This window comes from Sorangium sp. So ce362 (assembly GCF_051519845.1).
Classification (GTDB): Bacteria; Myxococcota_A; Polyangia; order Polyangiales; family Polyangiaceae; genus Sorangium.
This window is the reverse complement of sequence record NZ_CP150332.1, coordinates 8,180,574-8,195,356: the sequence shown is the minus strand read 5'-3', so window position 1 is coordinate 8,195,356 and position 14,783 is coordinate 8,180,574. Positions and strand designations below refer to the sequence as shown.

At 69.2% G+C, this 14,783-nt stretch carries 10 protein-coding genes; all 10 read right to left on the bottom strand.

Annotated features, from left to right (window positions below; translation table 11 throughout):
• Window positions 1-12 precede the first annotated feature (12 nt).
• The 10 genes from WMF17_RS31380 to WMF17_RS31335 all read right to left on the bottom strand — a co-directional run bounded on the left by WMF17_RS31380 (window position 13) and on the right by WMF17_RS31335 (window position 14,705).
• Entirely contained in the window at window positions 13-3,270 is a 3,258-nt protein-coding gene (locus tag WMF17_RS31380; protein WP_437644651.1) for an AAA family ATPase, read from the bottom strand.
• Between the two features lie 82 nt (window positions 3,271-3,352).
• Window positions 3,353-4,315, bottom strand: coding sequence for a hypothetical protein (locus tag WMF17_RS31375; RefSeq protein WP_437644649.1), 963 nt, complete (start codon window positions 4,313-4,315; stop codon window positions 3,353-3,355).
• On the bottom strand, window positions 4,312-5,085 hold the full coding sequence (locus WMF17_RS31370; protein ID WP_437644648.1) for a TfuA-like protein: 774 nt from the start codon (window positions 5,083-5,085) through the stop codon (window positions 4,312-4,314). Before WMF17_RS31370 ends, WMF17_RS31375 begins: the two co-directional genes overlap by 4 nt.
• Window positions 5,082-6,356 (bottom strand): YcaO-like family protein, encoded by a 1,275-nt coding sequence (locus tag WMF17_RS31365; protein ID WP_437644646.1) that lies wholly within the window; start codon window positions 6,354-6,356, stop codon window positions 5,082-5,084. Before WMF17_RS31365 ends, WMF17_RS31370 begins: the two co-directional genes overlap by 4 nt.
• Window positions 6,357-6,375: 19 nt before the next feature.
• A complete protein-coding gene (locus tag WMF17_RS31360) occupies window positions 6,376-7,059 on the bottom strand; it encodes a hypothetical protein (RefSeq protein ID WP_437644644.1) in 684 nt (227 codons plus the stop codon).
• 107 nt (window positions 7,060-7,166) lie between these two features.
• Window positions 7,167-10,751 carry a serine/threonine-protein kinase gene (locus WMF17_RS31355; protein WP_437644642.1) on the bottom strand — a complete coding sequence of 1,195 codons (3,585 nt, stop codon included), beginning with the start codon at window positions 10,749-10,751 and terminating at the stop codon, window positions 7,167-7,169.
• A complete protein-coding gene (locus WMF17_RS31350) occupies window positions 10,744-10,908 on the bottom strand; it encodes a hypothetical protein (RefSeq protein WP_437644640.1) in 165 nt (54 codons plus the stop codon). The genes WMF17_RS31355 and WMF17_RS31350 overlap by 8 nt, the downstream gene beginning before the upstream one ends.
• Before the next feature lie 39 nt (window positions 10,909-10,947).
• Window positions 10,948-12,750, bottom strand: coding sequence for a sigma 54-interacting transcriptional regulator (locus WMF17_RS31345; RefSeq protein ID WP_437644639.1), 1,803 nt, complete (start codon window positions 12,748-12,750; stop codon window positions 10,948-10,950).
• A gap of 943 nt (window positions 12,751-13,693) precedes the next feature.
• Window positions 13,694-13,891 (bottom strand): hypothetical protein, encoded by a 198-nt coding sequence (locus WMF17_RS31340; RefSeq protein WP_437644637.1) that lies wholly within the window; start codon window positions 13,889-13,891, stop codon window positions 13,694-13,696.
• A gap of 529 nt (window positions 13,892-14,420) precedes the next feature.
• Complete coding sequence (locus WMF17_RS31335) at window positions 14,421-14,705, bottom strand: glutathione S-transferase C-terminal domain-containing protein (protein WP_437644635.1); 285 nt, start codon at window positions 14,703-14,705, stop codon at window positions 14,421-14,423.
• Window positions 14,706-14,783: the final 78 nt, after the last annotated feature.

Genomic DNA, 14,783 nt, shown 5'->3' with positions numbered 1-14,783 from the left:
GCCCGCGCCGGCTCAGCGGGTGGCGTCGCGCGGGCGGCGCCTCGCGAGCTTCAGGATCTCGCTCTCTGGCACCTGCTCGGCGCGGAGCAGCGGGACATCCCTCTTGAAGGCCGTCACCCGTCCATCCTGGAGCAGATGAAACTCGCCTGCTTCCTGGCCGGGGATGCGGGCGCTGACGTCCACCCGGGCGTCGCTCAGGAGCGGCTTCATCTTGTCGAGCGCCGTCTGCTGGGTCACCCGACCAACGAACCAGCTCCGGAGGTTGTCACGACACCTGTAGTCGAGGTCTCCCGGGCTCTGCGTCGCGAGCAGGACGCCGAGGCCGCCGGAGCGCGCGCGGCGCAGGAGGTTCTCCATGGGCGCCTTGGTCGCTGGCTGCGACTGCGCCGGCAGGTACATGTCGGCCTCGTCGAGCAACACCACCGCGCGCAGGTGGGGCGACGGCGCGCGGCTCACCCAGCGGCTCAGCGCGAGCAGGAGCTGCGCGACCCAGAAGAGGACACGCGCGCTGTCGCCCAGGAACTTCGTGCTGACGATGCTGAGCCGCGTCTTTCCAGGCTGCGCGTGGGGCCCGAGACCGAGGAGCAGCTCGACGTCGAGCGCCTCGCCGTCCATCGAGAGCAGGTCCGAGGTGTTCAGCTTGAGCACCTCGAGGTCGTGCACGAGGTCCTTGAACAGCCGTGTATCGAGCCGCCCGAGGGTAGCGACGAGGGCCGGATCCTCGTTCGCGATGAGCTCGAGCAACGACGCGACGTCGAGCTTGCGCGAGGCGCCGTGCGCCGCGAAGAGCTGGAAGGCCTGGACGAGGATGGTACGGAGCCCCTTGTCCTTGCGCGTCTGCTTGTAGCCGAGCATGTCGCCGAGGGCGTGGGCCGCATAGCCGGCGGCCTGATCGCGCTCGAGGTCCGGGAGCGCCTCGATGCCGCTCGGCATCAGCGAGAGCCCGAGCTGGCGGCCGCCGGGGTGGCCCGGCGTGAAGAGGGCAACGTCGAGCCGCTCCGCGAGCGCCTGGCGCCGGGCGTCGAGCGCCGCCTCCTGGGGCGCGCGGGTGAAGAGCGTCTGGCGCGCGTAGCCGCAGAGATCCCCCTTGCGGTCGATGAGGATGGCGGGAATGCCGTGGAGCAGGAGCTGCTCGATCAGGTTCAGCGCCAGCGTGGTCTTGCCGCTCCCCGTGCTGCCGAGGAACGCGGCGTGCGCCGTGAGCTGCCCGGCGTCGAGCGTGAGCTTGTGGGAGACGAGCTCCCCGGTCGTGCCGAGCGCGAGGGCGAGGGCCTCCCGCGGCGCCGCTCCGTCCGTGCTGCCTGGCGTCGCACCGTCGGGACCGGCGGCCGGGGGTGGTGCGCCTGGGCGCGCAGGTGACGTATCGAAGGGCGACGGCGCGGCTCCCCGCGACCGAGGCGCCGGGGCGGACGGTGAGCGCTCCTGCTCGAAGCGGTCGAGGCGGTCGAGATCCAGCACGTGGATGAGCGGCAAGAGACGCGAGATGTGGTTCTCTTCCCTGAGCCAATCGCGGAAATGCTCGCGTCGCGCGTGGGTCTCGTGGAACCTGTGGAACGCGGCCAGCGTGCGTTGATCGCTCTCCTCGAAGACCGCCTTGCGGCCGCCGTTCTTGAGGATCTCGGCGAGCGTCGAGTGCACCTGCGTGTTTGGATTGCGCGGAAATTCGCCGCAGCGGAGCAGCGCGAGGGTCCGGCGCCCGGCGCGCTTGCGCGCATCCTCGAACTCGGCTCGGAGCCCGCCACCCTGGGGTGCCCGGTTGCAGACCACGACGAGGATCTCCTCGACGACGCGAGTCGCTCCGCCCGGGATCGGGACCCGGATGTCGATCTCGATCGCTTTGTCGCGTGGCCGGGCATCGAAGCGAACGCCACTCTCGATCTCCTCGGCGCAATGATTCACCGCCCACCCGAAGAGGGCGGCGATCTCGGCGTCGTCCACGGACGGGTCGTCCTCGAACTGCGCCAGGAAGTCGTTCCACTCCTGCTCGATCTTCTCCTTGGCCGCGCGGAGGTCTTGAGCCGCGGGGGCCCGGGGCCGTGCGCTGGGAGGAGCGCTCGTGCCCCACTGCGCCACGATCCGGCCGGCGTCGTTGCACGCATCCCGGAAGACCTGGCACTCGTTGAGCGCCGCGCGGACGCTCATCCCCGAGAGCTGCTCCACGAACTCTCGGGGGATGGGGTAGAGGGGATCGGCCGCGCCGTCCGCCGGCGCATGCCCCGCCGTCTCGTACAGGTAGGCGAGGCGTTTCTGGATGATCTGCCCAACCTCCTCCTTGCTTCTCTCCGCGACCAGAAGAGCAGGCGCCGGGTCGCGCTCGACCCGATCGAGCGTCGACCGGGTGAGGCGGACGCGCATCGTGTCGTAGTAGTCCTTGAGGCAGGCGATCACGATGATTGACGAGGGCACCTGATCGGCGACCGCGCAGAGCGAGGACATCACCCGCCGGAACAGGGACTCGGCATCGTTGACACGGTACGCGTCCTCGAACTGGTCGACGCAGAGGACCAGTGCGCGGGAGTCGCACGCCCACATCAATCGGCCGAGCTCCTCGACGAGGCGCTGGGCGTCCTCGTCCTCGCGCTTCGGCGATAGACCCCCGAGGAGCTTCTGCTCCCGCTCCGAGAGCACCTCACAGCGCAGGTACTTCACGACCCGCTTCTTCAGCGCCGGATCTTGCCGCTGCAGATAGAGCAGGGCGCGGATGAGATCCAGGTCGAGGTCGGCGTAGCGGGGGTGCCTGATGAGCCTGTCGGCGGCGCGCTCCACGAGATCGACGACCTCGTCCTCGTCCAGGTCCTCGCGCTCGTTCAAGGAGCGGATGGACTCCGGATCACCACACCTCGCCGCGACCGCGTTGGAGAGCCGGAGCAGCCCCGAGCCGGTCCCCAGCGCCTCGTAGTAGGTCTGGTCGAGCGAGTCGACGAGGTTGCTCACAAGGTAACGGCTGTAGCTCGTGACCGACGTGGTCATCTGCATATACCCGACGAAGCCGAGCCCGTTGAGATGAACGTGGTTTCGGAAGGCGCGCACGAGGTGCGTCTTTCCGCTGCCGGACTCGCCGAGGAGCAGGAGGATCCGGCCCGCGTCGAGGCCCGGCGGGGTCGTCACCTGGGTGAGCAGCCGCTGGAAGGCCGTGCGGGCCTCTTCATGTACGGAATCGACGTCGAACGGATCCTCGCGCCAGATCTGCCCGCGGTGCTCCACGGAGTGGAACACGTCTTTCTTCGCTGTCGACAGGAACACGTCGAGCAGGGCGTCCTGCTTCGTCATGATGCACCCCTTCTCCCTCTTGCTCATGGGCGCCGGCGAGGTGCGCGCGCCCTGCGCGCGCACCTCGCCGGCGCTCCCCACGTCAGATGCGCACGAAATGGAACGTCGTGCTGAGATACCGGGTCTCCGAGGCGTCGACGTCGGCCGGATCCATGGCCTCGACCAGGTCGGCGCGGTTGAGCGCCAGGAGCCCACGGCGATGCGCGGAGACCAGCCGGGCCTTGAACGTGTCCGCGTCGCCGATCGGTACGCCGTCCTCGGCGAGGCGCTGGAGCACGTGCGAGATGAAGACCTTGTTGTCGCCGAACCGCCCGCTCTTCGACGCCCGCGCCGCCTCGAGCACGCGCGCGGCGAAGGCAGACTCGTCCGCGGGCAAGGGGGCTGCCTGCGGAGCGAGCTGGCCGCGTGCTCCCGTGCCGAGGGCCGACGCCTTTCTCACGAGCAGGTCGAGCGCCTGCTTCAGTGTCGCTTGAGGAGGCGCGTCGGCCTGACGGCTCAGCAGCACCCGCATGCCCGTCTCCAGGGTGAAGGGATCTGCCGTCGTGACGCCGATGGCGCTCCAGGCGACCGCGCCGAGCACGCGTGAGAGCGATGGGGCCTGGCCAAGGTTGAGGTGAAAGGCGCTGGCGAGGAGCGTCGCGATGCGCGCGGCCTCCGCGGGGGGCACGTCGACGGCGATCTCCCCCCGGCCCTTCGCCGCTGAGGTCTCCTCGTCGAGTATCCGGCCCGCCACCAGATCCTTGATCTTCTTCCAGCTCACGCTTTTGTGGTGCGCCAGGTGGAGAGCCGCGCGGATGGTTCTTTGACCGTCGCGGGTGATCTTATAGGAAGATCTCCTCACGCGCTCGGCGAAACCGAGTCGTACGAAGTCGATGAGTTCGTTCTCGATGAGTCGGGTCGTATCGTTTTGATCTTGCCTACCTTTGAAAAGAAACATCAGCGTCTTCGCGATCTCGCGCGGGGTGAAACCCTCGAGCTTGCAGAGCAGCCGGCCGAGGACGTAGGTGCCCAGGCCGGAGAGGGCGACCTGTTCGCTGGAACTCATCGGCCTACCTCCATCGCCCTCGCGGTGGGCCTCGCGGCGCGGCGGTCCACGCGCTCGCGGATCAGCTCCCACGCGTCGGTCGGCTCGAAGTGATAGCGCACCTGCTTCGGCTCGACGGCACCCGTGAAGCGACCGCGCAGGACCTCCAGGAGCGCCAGCGCGTCGGAGCGCTTCTGGTCCACCCGGCCATCCCGCAGGAACTCCCGCAGCGTCGCGGTCTGCTCGCGCGGCACGCCCTCTTCCTCGGCGCGCCGCAGGAGGATCGGATAGCAGCGGTCCGGGTAGAACAGCTGCTGGGCCAGCGCCTCCAGCCGCTCGCGCGTCGCGCCTGGGATCACGCTGGCTCGCTCCGCGGCGCGCAGCGTGGCGCGGATGTTCACCAGCGCCTCGCTCAGCGGGCGATAACCGTCCTCGGCGGGCGCGTGGGCCACGGCGACCTCGTCGTCGGCGTCGAGATCGCCGCGCGCGTACCCCTCGTAGATGGCGCCCACGCCCTCCATGCCGAAGGGCGAGAGCTCGGCCGCGCGGAGCGCCCCCATGCTCGACGCGCCGAGGACGTGGACTCCCTGCGCCATTGCCCAGAGGATCTCCTTGTGGGACACGGACGGGACGCGCTCGAAGTATCCGTCGATGAGGCCGATGGCGACGGGTCTGTCCAGCGCCGCGCGGTAGATATCGCCCTGGGCCGCGGGCGGCAGGAAGATGGCGTCGATCTGCTGCTGGCCCTCCGCAGCCGGGAGGGTGGGACCTGTAAAGATGCAAATTGTCATGATCTGCGCTCCGAAAGGCGCCGCTGCGCGCGCGCGCCGGGGATGTAACCGGGGACGTCGTCGAGCGACTCGAGGCCCGGGATGACCACGCGCACCACCGGGATCTCGAGCTCAGGCCGGGTGAGGTCGACAGCGACGATCTGGTGAAGGCCCGCGGTGCGTAGGCGCTCGATCTCCCAGGCGACGTCGTCGTCGAGGGTTTCGCCCACATGATCGGGCGCATCGTCGAAGCCGCGCTGGGGCGGCTCGCCCGCGTGCTCCTCCAGGAAGCGGCTTGCCGCACGGAGATCGTCGTCGGGACCGTTACCGCGGGCGCGGACGTCGTCGCGCACGCCGGTGACGACGGTGAGCCGGCTCTGCGCTGCCTCGGTGATCGCGCGCAGGAGCGCCACGCCGCGGGCGGGGTGGCAGCCGAAGCCGACCATCGGCGCGATGGGCCGGTGCAGGTTGGGCGCGCGGTCGACGAGCGTGCAGCTGAAGGCCGGGACGTCGATATCGGAGGTGATCTCCCAAACAAGGGCGCAAACGTCGGCACGCTCCACCCGCTCCAAGAGCGCGCGGCATGTCGGATCGTCCACCGTTGACAGGTCGACCCGGGTGCGGCGCTGGTGGTTCCGGCCCGAGAGCTTCCAGAGCGTGGCCGCATCGCGCTCGATCAACTCGCAGATGGCGTGGCTGACCGCCTCGAACGGGTGGTTGCCGGAGGCCAGGCCGTTCGAGCTCATCACGAAGGCTCCGCTCGCGGCAAGCAAGGGAAGTGCGTAGTCCGTGTGGACGACCTCGAACGGGACCCAGGTGGGCGCGCCTGTCACGAGATCCAGGCCAGCCACCCAGAAGAGGCGGAGATGATCATGGTAGTCGACGACGGACAGGCGCGGCAGGCCGTGGACGTCGAGAAGGCGATGGCGGTGGCGGAGCTCGTTCGCGGTGCCGAGCTTGAGCGGGAGCTGGATGTGCTCGGCGTGCCATTGCTCGATCGACTCCATGACGCCCGAGGCGCGCGCGGCAGCCAGGGTCGAGCCCTTGCCTTGCGAGACCGCGATGGAGCGCGCGTTGGGGCGGGTGACCATGACCACCGGCACACCGAGCGTGTCGAGGCCGGTGACGTCGGCGATCCGGGTGATGCCCATCGCGGGCAGGAGTGGACGGACGCGCTCCACCGTCTCATCGGGAGAGACCAGGCGGTGGGTGCCCCCGAGATATCGCTTGAGCGCCGCCGGCGGAGGGCCCGAACGCTGCTCTGCTCCGGTGGGGGTTGTGGAGGTGGCCATGGAAACCCTCGTTCTGCGCTCAGCGCTTGAATCGCGACAAGTTGAGGACGTAGCAGTTGATCCCGACGGGGACGGCTGTCGGCGTCACGACGTCCGGGGGCAATCTCTCGTCCGTGGGATCGGGGCTCATGGAGAGGAAGTTCTTGCGGTGGAGGCCCTCGAGCAGGAGCAAGACTTCCTTGGTCGTCTCGACGAACCCGGGTCTCAAGGCGGGATTCAGCACGAAGCGGCTCCACGATTGACAGCGGACGATGTAGTAGTCGCCTTCGCGGGTCTCGAAGGATTCGCCGTTCTCTGCGCAGATTGTACCGTTCTTGGCGCAGATGACCAGATCGTAAGCGGCGAGCCCTCGCGAGTTGTCGAGCTTTGGACGCGTCCCCGGGACGACGAGATCGTCGTCTGCCGCTTCGGGAATGTTCTTAATGTTCTTTTCGTAGATGACATAGACCCCAATGTCGCCCTGCAGGAAATGTGCGAATGCTCCGGGTTTGCCGGTCTCCTGAAGAGAGGCGGCCTTGTCGCGGATTTCGGGTGGAATATCGCTCTCGTTGCATCGATTTTCTGCGCTGGCCCACGCGCTGGACTCCAGCTGGTAAACAGGATTCGATTCGCGATCAATGGTGAAGAGGATGCCCCTTCGATCGTTGGTGCACTGGATCTCATTAGACATGGTTAGGCTCCGTTGTTGTTTTCTTGTCGTCATCGCAACTGCATACCTAGCGCGCGCCGCCGCGGCCCGGGCGCGGACGAGTGCCGCGCGGCGGGCGCGTCGGCGCGCCGTCCAGAAGATCGGTTGAGTCGAGGCTCAGCTCATGCGTAGCCGCCGTGGCGGGCGCCGCGGAGCGCCAGCGCGAGCGGACGGCAAGCGCGGCCTTCTCGGCCTGCCGCGAAGGCGTGAGCGGCCGTCTCGAGCAGCTTGGTGAGCCGCCCCGGCAAGCGCTGCTGCCGCGGGTCGAGCACCGCGCGCGCCTGCGCGATGGCGTCCTCCAGACGGCCATAGGAGAGCTCCACCCAGCAGAGCGGCAGCCTGGCCAGCCATTGGAAGGGATAGACGAGGGGGAGTGAGTCCCAGCACGCGAGCGCGTCCCGGGCTGTCTCCTCGGCCCGCGCGAGCTCGCCGTGCTGGAGCGCGCACCACGCCAAGTTGGCGAGGGCGGCTCCGACGTACTCGCGTACGTCCTCAGTTCTCGCCAGCTTCAAGGTCCTCCTGGCCAGGTTCTCGGTGCCCTCGACGAGGCTCCGCCGGCGCTGGATCAGCGTGAGATAGGTCAGGCAGCGCGTCATGACCTCGAGGTCGCCGCTCCGCTCCGCCATGGGGAGCGCATCGCGCATCTCCGCTTCGGCCTGGTCGTGGTCGCCGTACAGCATCCGGATAATGGCGAGGCTGCAGCGAGAGGCCAGGACCCAGTGACCGCTCGGTGGCGCGCCAGCGGCCTTGTACGCCGCGACGCATTCGTCGGCGTAGCGCAGCGTCTCGGCGGACGCGACGAACCGATCGCGCTGGATGCCCCCCTGCGTCAGCGCGTGCAGGTAGTGGGCGCGGTGCAGCGGTGTACCCCTGTGCTCCAGCACGGGGCGGACGGTCTCGATGAGCGTGTTCAGGCGGGCGAGATCGGCGAGCCAGTAATGCACGGAGATGCGATCGAGGTGGATCTGAATCCACTCGTTCCACCACGCCTGGGCTCCGCACGAGGCTCGCTCGGGCTGCCCACCGAGGGCGGTCTCCGCCTGTCTGTAGCATTCGAGCGCCTTGGCGTGCTGGTGGTGCATCTCCCAGGTCTTACCGATCTTGCGATGGAATCGGGCGTGGTCGACGCCGGAAGACGTCGCGCCGAGCGCCGCCCCGTAGGCATCGCGGGCCTCTGCCTGATGCCCGACGAGCCCCAGCACGTCGCCCAGCCCCTCGTGGAGCTCCGTGAGTCCTGCGGGGGCGGCGCCCGCAGTCGAGAAGGCGGCGATGGCCATGCGGTAGAAGCGGACGGCGTCGCCGTTCGCATAGACCTTGACGGCGCGCTGCGCGGCACGCGCGGAGTGTGTACCGGCCTTGTCGTGGAGGCCCGCTCCCGCGAAGTGGTGCGCGAGCACCGGCGCGTCGGCGCCGCGCGCCTCGAGCGCCTCGCCGGCACGCCGGTGCAGCGCGGCCCGCGCGCCATGGTCGAGCTGGCTGTAGATCTTCTCGCGGAGCTTGTCGTGCACGAAGCGCAGCCGACCCGTCTCCGTCTCCTCGAGAATTCGCCGCGCCCGGAGCTCCGCAACGGCTTCGACGGCGGCGTCTTGCCCGCGCGGGCCCGCGAAGAGGAGCTCGTCGTCGAGCTCCTGCCCCAGCACCGCCGCCCACGCCGCGAGCTCCCGCGCCTCCGCATCGAGCAGGTCGAGCCGCCGCGCGAGCAGCTCGTCCAGCGTGCCCGGGATCTGTAGGGACCCGAGCGCCGCTGCCCCCTGCCCCTTGAAGGAGAAGCTGCCGTCCTGGTCCCGCTGGAGTTCCCTTGCATCGAGGGCCGAGTGCAGGTACTCGGCGACGAAGAAGGGATTGCCGTTCGCATTGCGGATGAGCGCGTCGAGCACGTTCCTGGGCGGCATGCTCGGCGAGAGCATGCCCATGACCATGTCCTCAATGTCCCGATCGGTCAGCTTGCCGAGCCGGATCGAGGTGGTCCCCGGGGCGCTTGCAACCTTCTCGACCTCTGGGCGCGTCTCCTCCATCCGGTAGGTGCCGACTATCAGCACGCCGCCGCGCTCTTCGGGCTCGGCTCGGGCAAAGGCATCGAGCAGGGCCAGGGTGAGATCATCGGCCCACTGCAGGTCGTCGAGGATAAGGCAGAGCGGCTTCGCCTTGGCAAGCGCCCGAAGCGTCTCCCGCAGCGCGGCGACGACGCGCTTCCGCGCTTGTAGGGGCGGCAGGGGAGCGGGCTCCGACGGACCCCCGAGATCTCGCATCTCTGGCATGTAGGCCGCGAGCACCTCGCGGCGCCCCCCGAAGAGCCGCGCTGCTTCGGCCTCCGATGCACGCGCTCGGTCGACGGCTATCAAGAGCGTCGCACGCAGCGGTTGCAGCGGGGCGGCCATCGCCGCCGTCGCGTCCGCCTGCCCGGCCCCGGGCGCGACGCACACTCCCGAAAACAGCTCGAGCGGCAGCCGCTTCGCCGTGATGGTGCGGCTCAGCTCCCGCGCGAGCCGCGTCTTGCCCGAGCCGCTCTCACCGAGCACGAGCGCGATGCCGCCTCGCCGCTCAGAGGCGGCGAGCTGAGCCAGCTCCTGCAGCTTGCAAACGGCGTCGGTGCGGCCTGCGAGCACGGGCCGGTAGAGGTACACGCGTGGGGGCGGGCCCTCGTCACGCTCGGCCTCCGCGCCCAGTGCGACGAGCTTTGTGGCCACGTCGGCGGCGTACTGGATCCGATGCTGTGGATCCTTGGCCAGGAGCGTGAGGATGAGGTCGTCGAGCGCCGCGGGGAGGCCCGGGACGAGACGCGATGGGCGCTGAGGCGGGGCGGAGCAGTGCTGCTCGTAAACGGCCCAGGTATCGCCGATGAAAGGAGGCCGCCCTGTCACGCACTCATAGAGGATGCAGCCGAGTGCGTAGAGATCGGCGCGCGCGTCGACCGGTTCCCGCAGGAGCTGCTCCGGGGCGATGTAATCCACGGTGCCGGCGAGCGGATCCACGTCGAGCTCCTCGCGGCCAGCACCGCCGAAGTGAAGGGCGATCCCCAGGTCGACGAGCACAGGGTGGACGTCGTCCTGGAGGACGATGTTCGCGGGCTTGAGATCGTGGTGCACCAGGCCCTCGCCATGCAGGTAGGCGAGCGGCGCGCAGAGGCGACGGATCAGCGTGAGCACCGGGCCGAGCGGACGCGCGTCTGCTCTCGCCGCGGACGCGTCCGTGCGCAGACGGACGCTGGCCGGAACGAGCCCCGGAGCTTGCGCGGCAACGGTGACCGCCGCCGCCATGCCGGCGTCCTTCGGAAAGGTAGCCGCGAGGCGGTCCCGGAGCGTGCCGCCCCGGAGGAGCGGCATCGCGACCCAGGGCACCCCGCCGGTGACATCCTCGTCGAGGAAGCGAACGATGCCAGGGTGATTCAAGCGGCGGAGCACCCGCGTCTCACGGCGTATCGCGGCGAGGTGGCCGGCGTCGTTCACGCCGCGCACCGTCTTGATGGCCACTTCCTCGCCCGTCCGTGCGTGTGCGGCGCGAAAGACGACCCCCATGCCGCCTCCGCCGAGGCGTTCGATGATCCGGTACGGGCCGAGCTGGCGAGGCTCGTCCGGTGCGTCGCGGGCTGTCCCCTGCTCGTCGTTCATTGGAGAGCAGAAGGCTACCGCACCTTCAACGCCTCCCTGGCGTGCTATCCTCCGGGGAGACGGCGGGGCAGACGCGGGCCCCTGGAGGCGCTCACCCATAGGTCTCCTCTGCGGCATCGTCGTGCTGCTTTCGCTCCTCGCGCTCACGTTGCGGACACTCAGCACGTTGCGTGCCGAGCCAGGTGCGCCGCGGATCTCCGTGAAAATCCACGTCGTTGCTCATCCGCAGCGCGGCGCGCAGGCCAAGGTTGGCCACGCGCAGGCCAAGGTTGGCCCGCTGGCGGTCAAGCTTGGCCTATCGCTCCGGGAGCTTGATGCCGAGCTCCTTGATCCTGCGCGAGAGCGTACGGAGTGAAATCCCGAGCTGTTCTGCGGCCTTGGCCTTGGTATTGCCCTTTTGGAGCGCCGCCTCGATTTTTTGCCGCTCGATCTGCTCCAGCTGTGACCTGAGGTCGCGGCCCGCTGGCGGCTCCTCTGCGCCCGACCGAAACGGGGCCGCCGTACCATCGTCGGCAGCTGTCGCTGGCGGCTCCGCTGGGTGCAGATGCGACGAGAGATCCTCGGGTTGAATCAGATCCCCCTCGGTCATCGCGACCGCTCGGCGGATCTCGCGGCGGAGCTCACGCACGTTTCCTGGCCATCGGTACGAGCGAAGCAGGGTCATCGCCTCCGGGGCGATGTCGTGCACGATCGTCCGTTCTTCCTGGATGAAGCGATGTACGAGCCGTTCAAGCTCGTCGAGGCGCTCGCGGAGAGGAGGGATCCGCAACGAGATGTCCAGCCGGTAGTAGAGATCCTCGCGGAAGCTGCCGTCCTTGAGCATCGCGTCGATGTTGCGGTTGGTAGCTGCGATGACCCGCACGTCGACCGGTATCTCCTTGGTCGAGCCCACGGGAGAGACCGTGCGCGCCTCGAGCACCCGGAGAAGCTTCTTCTGTGCCTCGGGCTCGAGCTCACCGATCTCGTCGAGGAACAACGTGCCCTCATGGGCAGCCTGGAAGCAGCCCTGCTGCTGAGCGGCGCCGGTGAATGAGCCTTTTTCATGGCCGAAGAACGTGCTCTCGATGAGGTTGCTGGGAATAGCGCCGCAGTTCACGGGCACGAAGGGCCTGTCGGATCGTTCGCTATGAGTGTGAATAAAACGCGCCAACCCCTCCTTGCCTGTGCCGCTTTCGCCAAGGATCAGCACGGAGAGACTCCTCGATGCCACCTTCTTCGCTTCGTTGACGACCTGTTGCTGGGCCACACCGAAGATCGGTCGAGCGTCGGGCGCTGCGCTGCAGGTGGACGAGGCGGCGATCACGGGGCGATCCAGGGTCGCGAGGTCCGCCGCGTTGCACGCTTCATCAATCAGCTTCTGGGGGGCGCTTCCGTTTTTCCGGTACACGGCCACCCCGACGCGGCGAACGCCACCCTGGCTGCCGCCGCCGGACGCGACCGCGTGCGCTATCTGAATGGCATCCTCCGCGTCCGCCTCGGGGACGAGGACCAGCGCGGTGTCCTTCCACATGCTCATGCGATCGATAGGCCGGAGATTCGCCGGGAGCTGCATGGCCCACTCCCCAGCCTTCGCGTGCGCGGCCTCCACTTCACCGGGGCGGACTGCGAGGACTGCAAAGCTTCGGCGCAAGCACCGCGCACGTGTGCGCTCCGCATCGAGCTCCCGATAAAAGGTCGCCTCGTCCAGCACAACCGGCGTGGCGATGGGGCCGATCGCGACGACGTGAGCGCTGACGTCTCCCAGGATGGCATCGCCGCCTGGCGCGAGCATGGTGGGCGCGGTGATCCGCTCGCAGTTCACCCAGGTGCCGTTGGTGGAGTCGAGGTCCTCGACGAGGACGTGGCCGTCGACGAGCGTGAACCGCGCGTGCAGGTGGGAAATCCGCTTATCGGGGATGCGCAGACCCGCGGGCGCGCGCCGGCCGACGACCATTTTCGGCTGGCCAGGATCGAGCCGCATCGCTTCGACACCGCCGCGATGAAAAAACAAGACGGAGACGCCGTGCGGCCGCGGGCGTGCGGGCGGCCCATCCCCGCCGCCCGGGAGCCTCTCGGTGCTCGTGTCGTCCCGTCCGTTGTCGTGCCGCTGGTCGGCCATGGCTCCTCCCATCGCGAAGAGTAGAGGCGCAACCCGCCCGACGTCGATGCTCAAGATGCCCGATGGGCTCCCCGCCGCGATCGCCTCCGGCGGCGATGCTCTGCCCACCCTATCCTCCACTGCGGGCCCTCTCTCGAAGGCGTCTCAGGCGTGGGCGCAACCAGCGGCGCGGCGAGGCCGGCCTTCTGTGCGAACACTCCGGAGCGGGCGCCGATCCGATCGATGAGCGCGCCGAGCGCGGCTTGCACCGCGGCGTCGGCTTCGTGGAGCCTGTCGAGACGGCGCACCCATGTCGAGGAGCGTACGCTCGGCGGTCGTTGCGGGTTCGGCTCCCGCGGGTCTGACCCAGCGCCGAGCGCGGCTCGCGCCCTCGTCCGCGGTGCGAGCGCCTGCTCGAGGACACGTTCCTCGGGACGTTCCCGTGTCGAAGGATAGACGAGCCCAGCGCAGCGGCGGCAGCAGGCCCGGCGCATCGAGGTAGAGCACGGCCGCTCGCGCGGAGCAGCCGGGGCAACGCGCCCAGAGCCGGAGGCCGCCCGAGCCCAAGCGGGTCGCCTCCAGCTGCAGGGCGACCGTTCCGGCCAGCACGAGGCACGCGCCGGCGATGTCGAGCTCGCCCTCGCCGCGTCTGGCGCCGCCGGCAAGCGCGGCGATGATCACGGAGGCGATCTCAGCGGTCGTCCACCTGGGCACGCCGGCAGCGCAGCAGGGCTCGATGCCCGCAGACCGCCGCGGATGTCAGGGATCCGGCGTGGGGCCTCGTGCCGACACGTCCTGCCCGCGCGCACGCACCGCGGGTTCAGCAGACGGCGAGCGGCTGGCCCGCGTACGCTGGGCGGCGGTGCTGTCTCGTCGATGGCTCATGGCGAAGGCTCGACGGGACGTCTGTTGGATCGACGGCGCCAAGTGCGGAAAATGCAGACCGGAGCGCGGGGTGGACCGCTCAACGTAGCCCTTTCTCCCGTTCCCAGCGCTCCTGCGCCGTGATCGCGTCGTCTGCGGCATGGACACCCGAGACGAAGAGCGCCGCGTCCGCAGGGTCGTCCAGGTTCAGGCCTAACCCGAGCAGCACGGCGCGGTGGCGCGGCGGGACGGTGCGGAGGATCTCGGCGGCGGAGCGGGGATAGCGGGCGGAAGGCACACCGCGAGCATACCAGACATTGAGGGTAGGCTGCGCGGCCACGCGGCTGGTTCGAGCCTGGCTCAAGCTGACGAGCTGACGAGAGCGTGTCCAGGCGAACGGGGGGAGCCGCGGCGTGAGCGCTCCGCTGATGGGGCCCGGGAGAGCGCATTGTCCTCCTCTTGGCTCTTGGTCGGCGAAGGCGACCAGGTCAGCCAGGTCGCCCGGATCCTGAAGCTGCCCGTCGAGGCGGCCTCTTCGCGGCTCACCCTCGGCCGGCCGCAAGCACCTCGCGCACGTGCTCAAGCGCTGGCGTCGCTTGCGATAGACCCGGCCTTCCAGGCCTTCGAAATAACAGAAGATTCTCTATGCGATCCGCCCCCTCAAAAGGCGATCCTACATCAGCAATTTATCCGTGCATCGAAGCATCGAAGGATGCCACCTTCACGCCACAGCCTGCGTGCGGGGCGATCATGGAGGCCCGCCGCAGGCCACGAGCGTGCTCGCCGCGAATGCGCGCAAGGCGACCTTTGGATGGGTACCTATGCCGTCAGATCTCGATCGGCCAGCCGAGGTGGCGCTCGTACATCCGACTCCGGTGCTCGAAGAGCGCACGCGGCACCGCGTCGCCGATCTCCTCGCGCGCGGTCCCGAAGGCCTGGCGGAGCAAGGGCTGGAGGCGGGGGCAGTCGCTCTCCGGGATCGGGCAGAGCGGGGTCAGGAAGGTGGCTGCGTAGACGTCGAGCGCGTTCGGGCGGTCGCCGTCGAGGTAGTCGCGGCCTCCGTCGAGGCGGGCGGCGAGGGCGGAGAGCGTGGTGGCGATGCGGGCGCGCACGCCCCAAGCGGCCTCGCCTTTCAAGCCGCACCGGCCGATCCCACGCCGATCCCCGCCGTGAGTCCCCGCCGCGAGCGA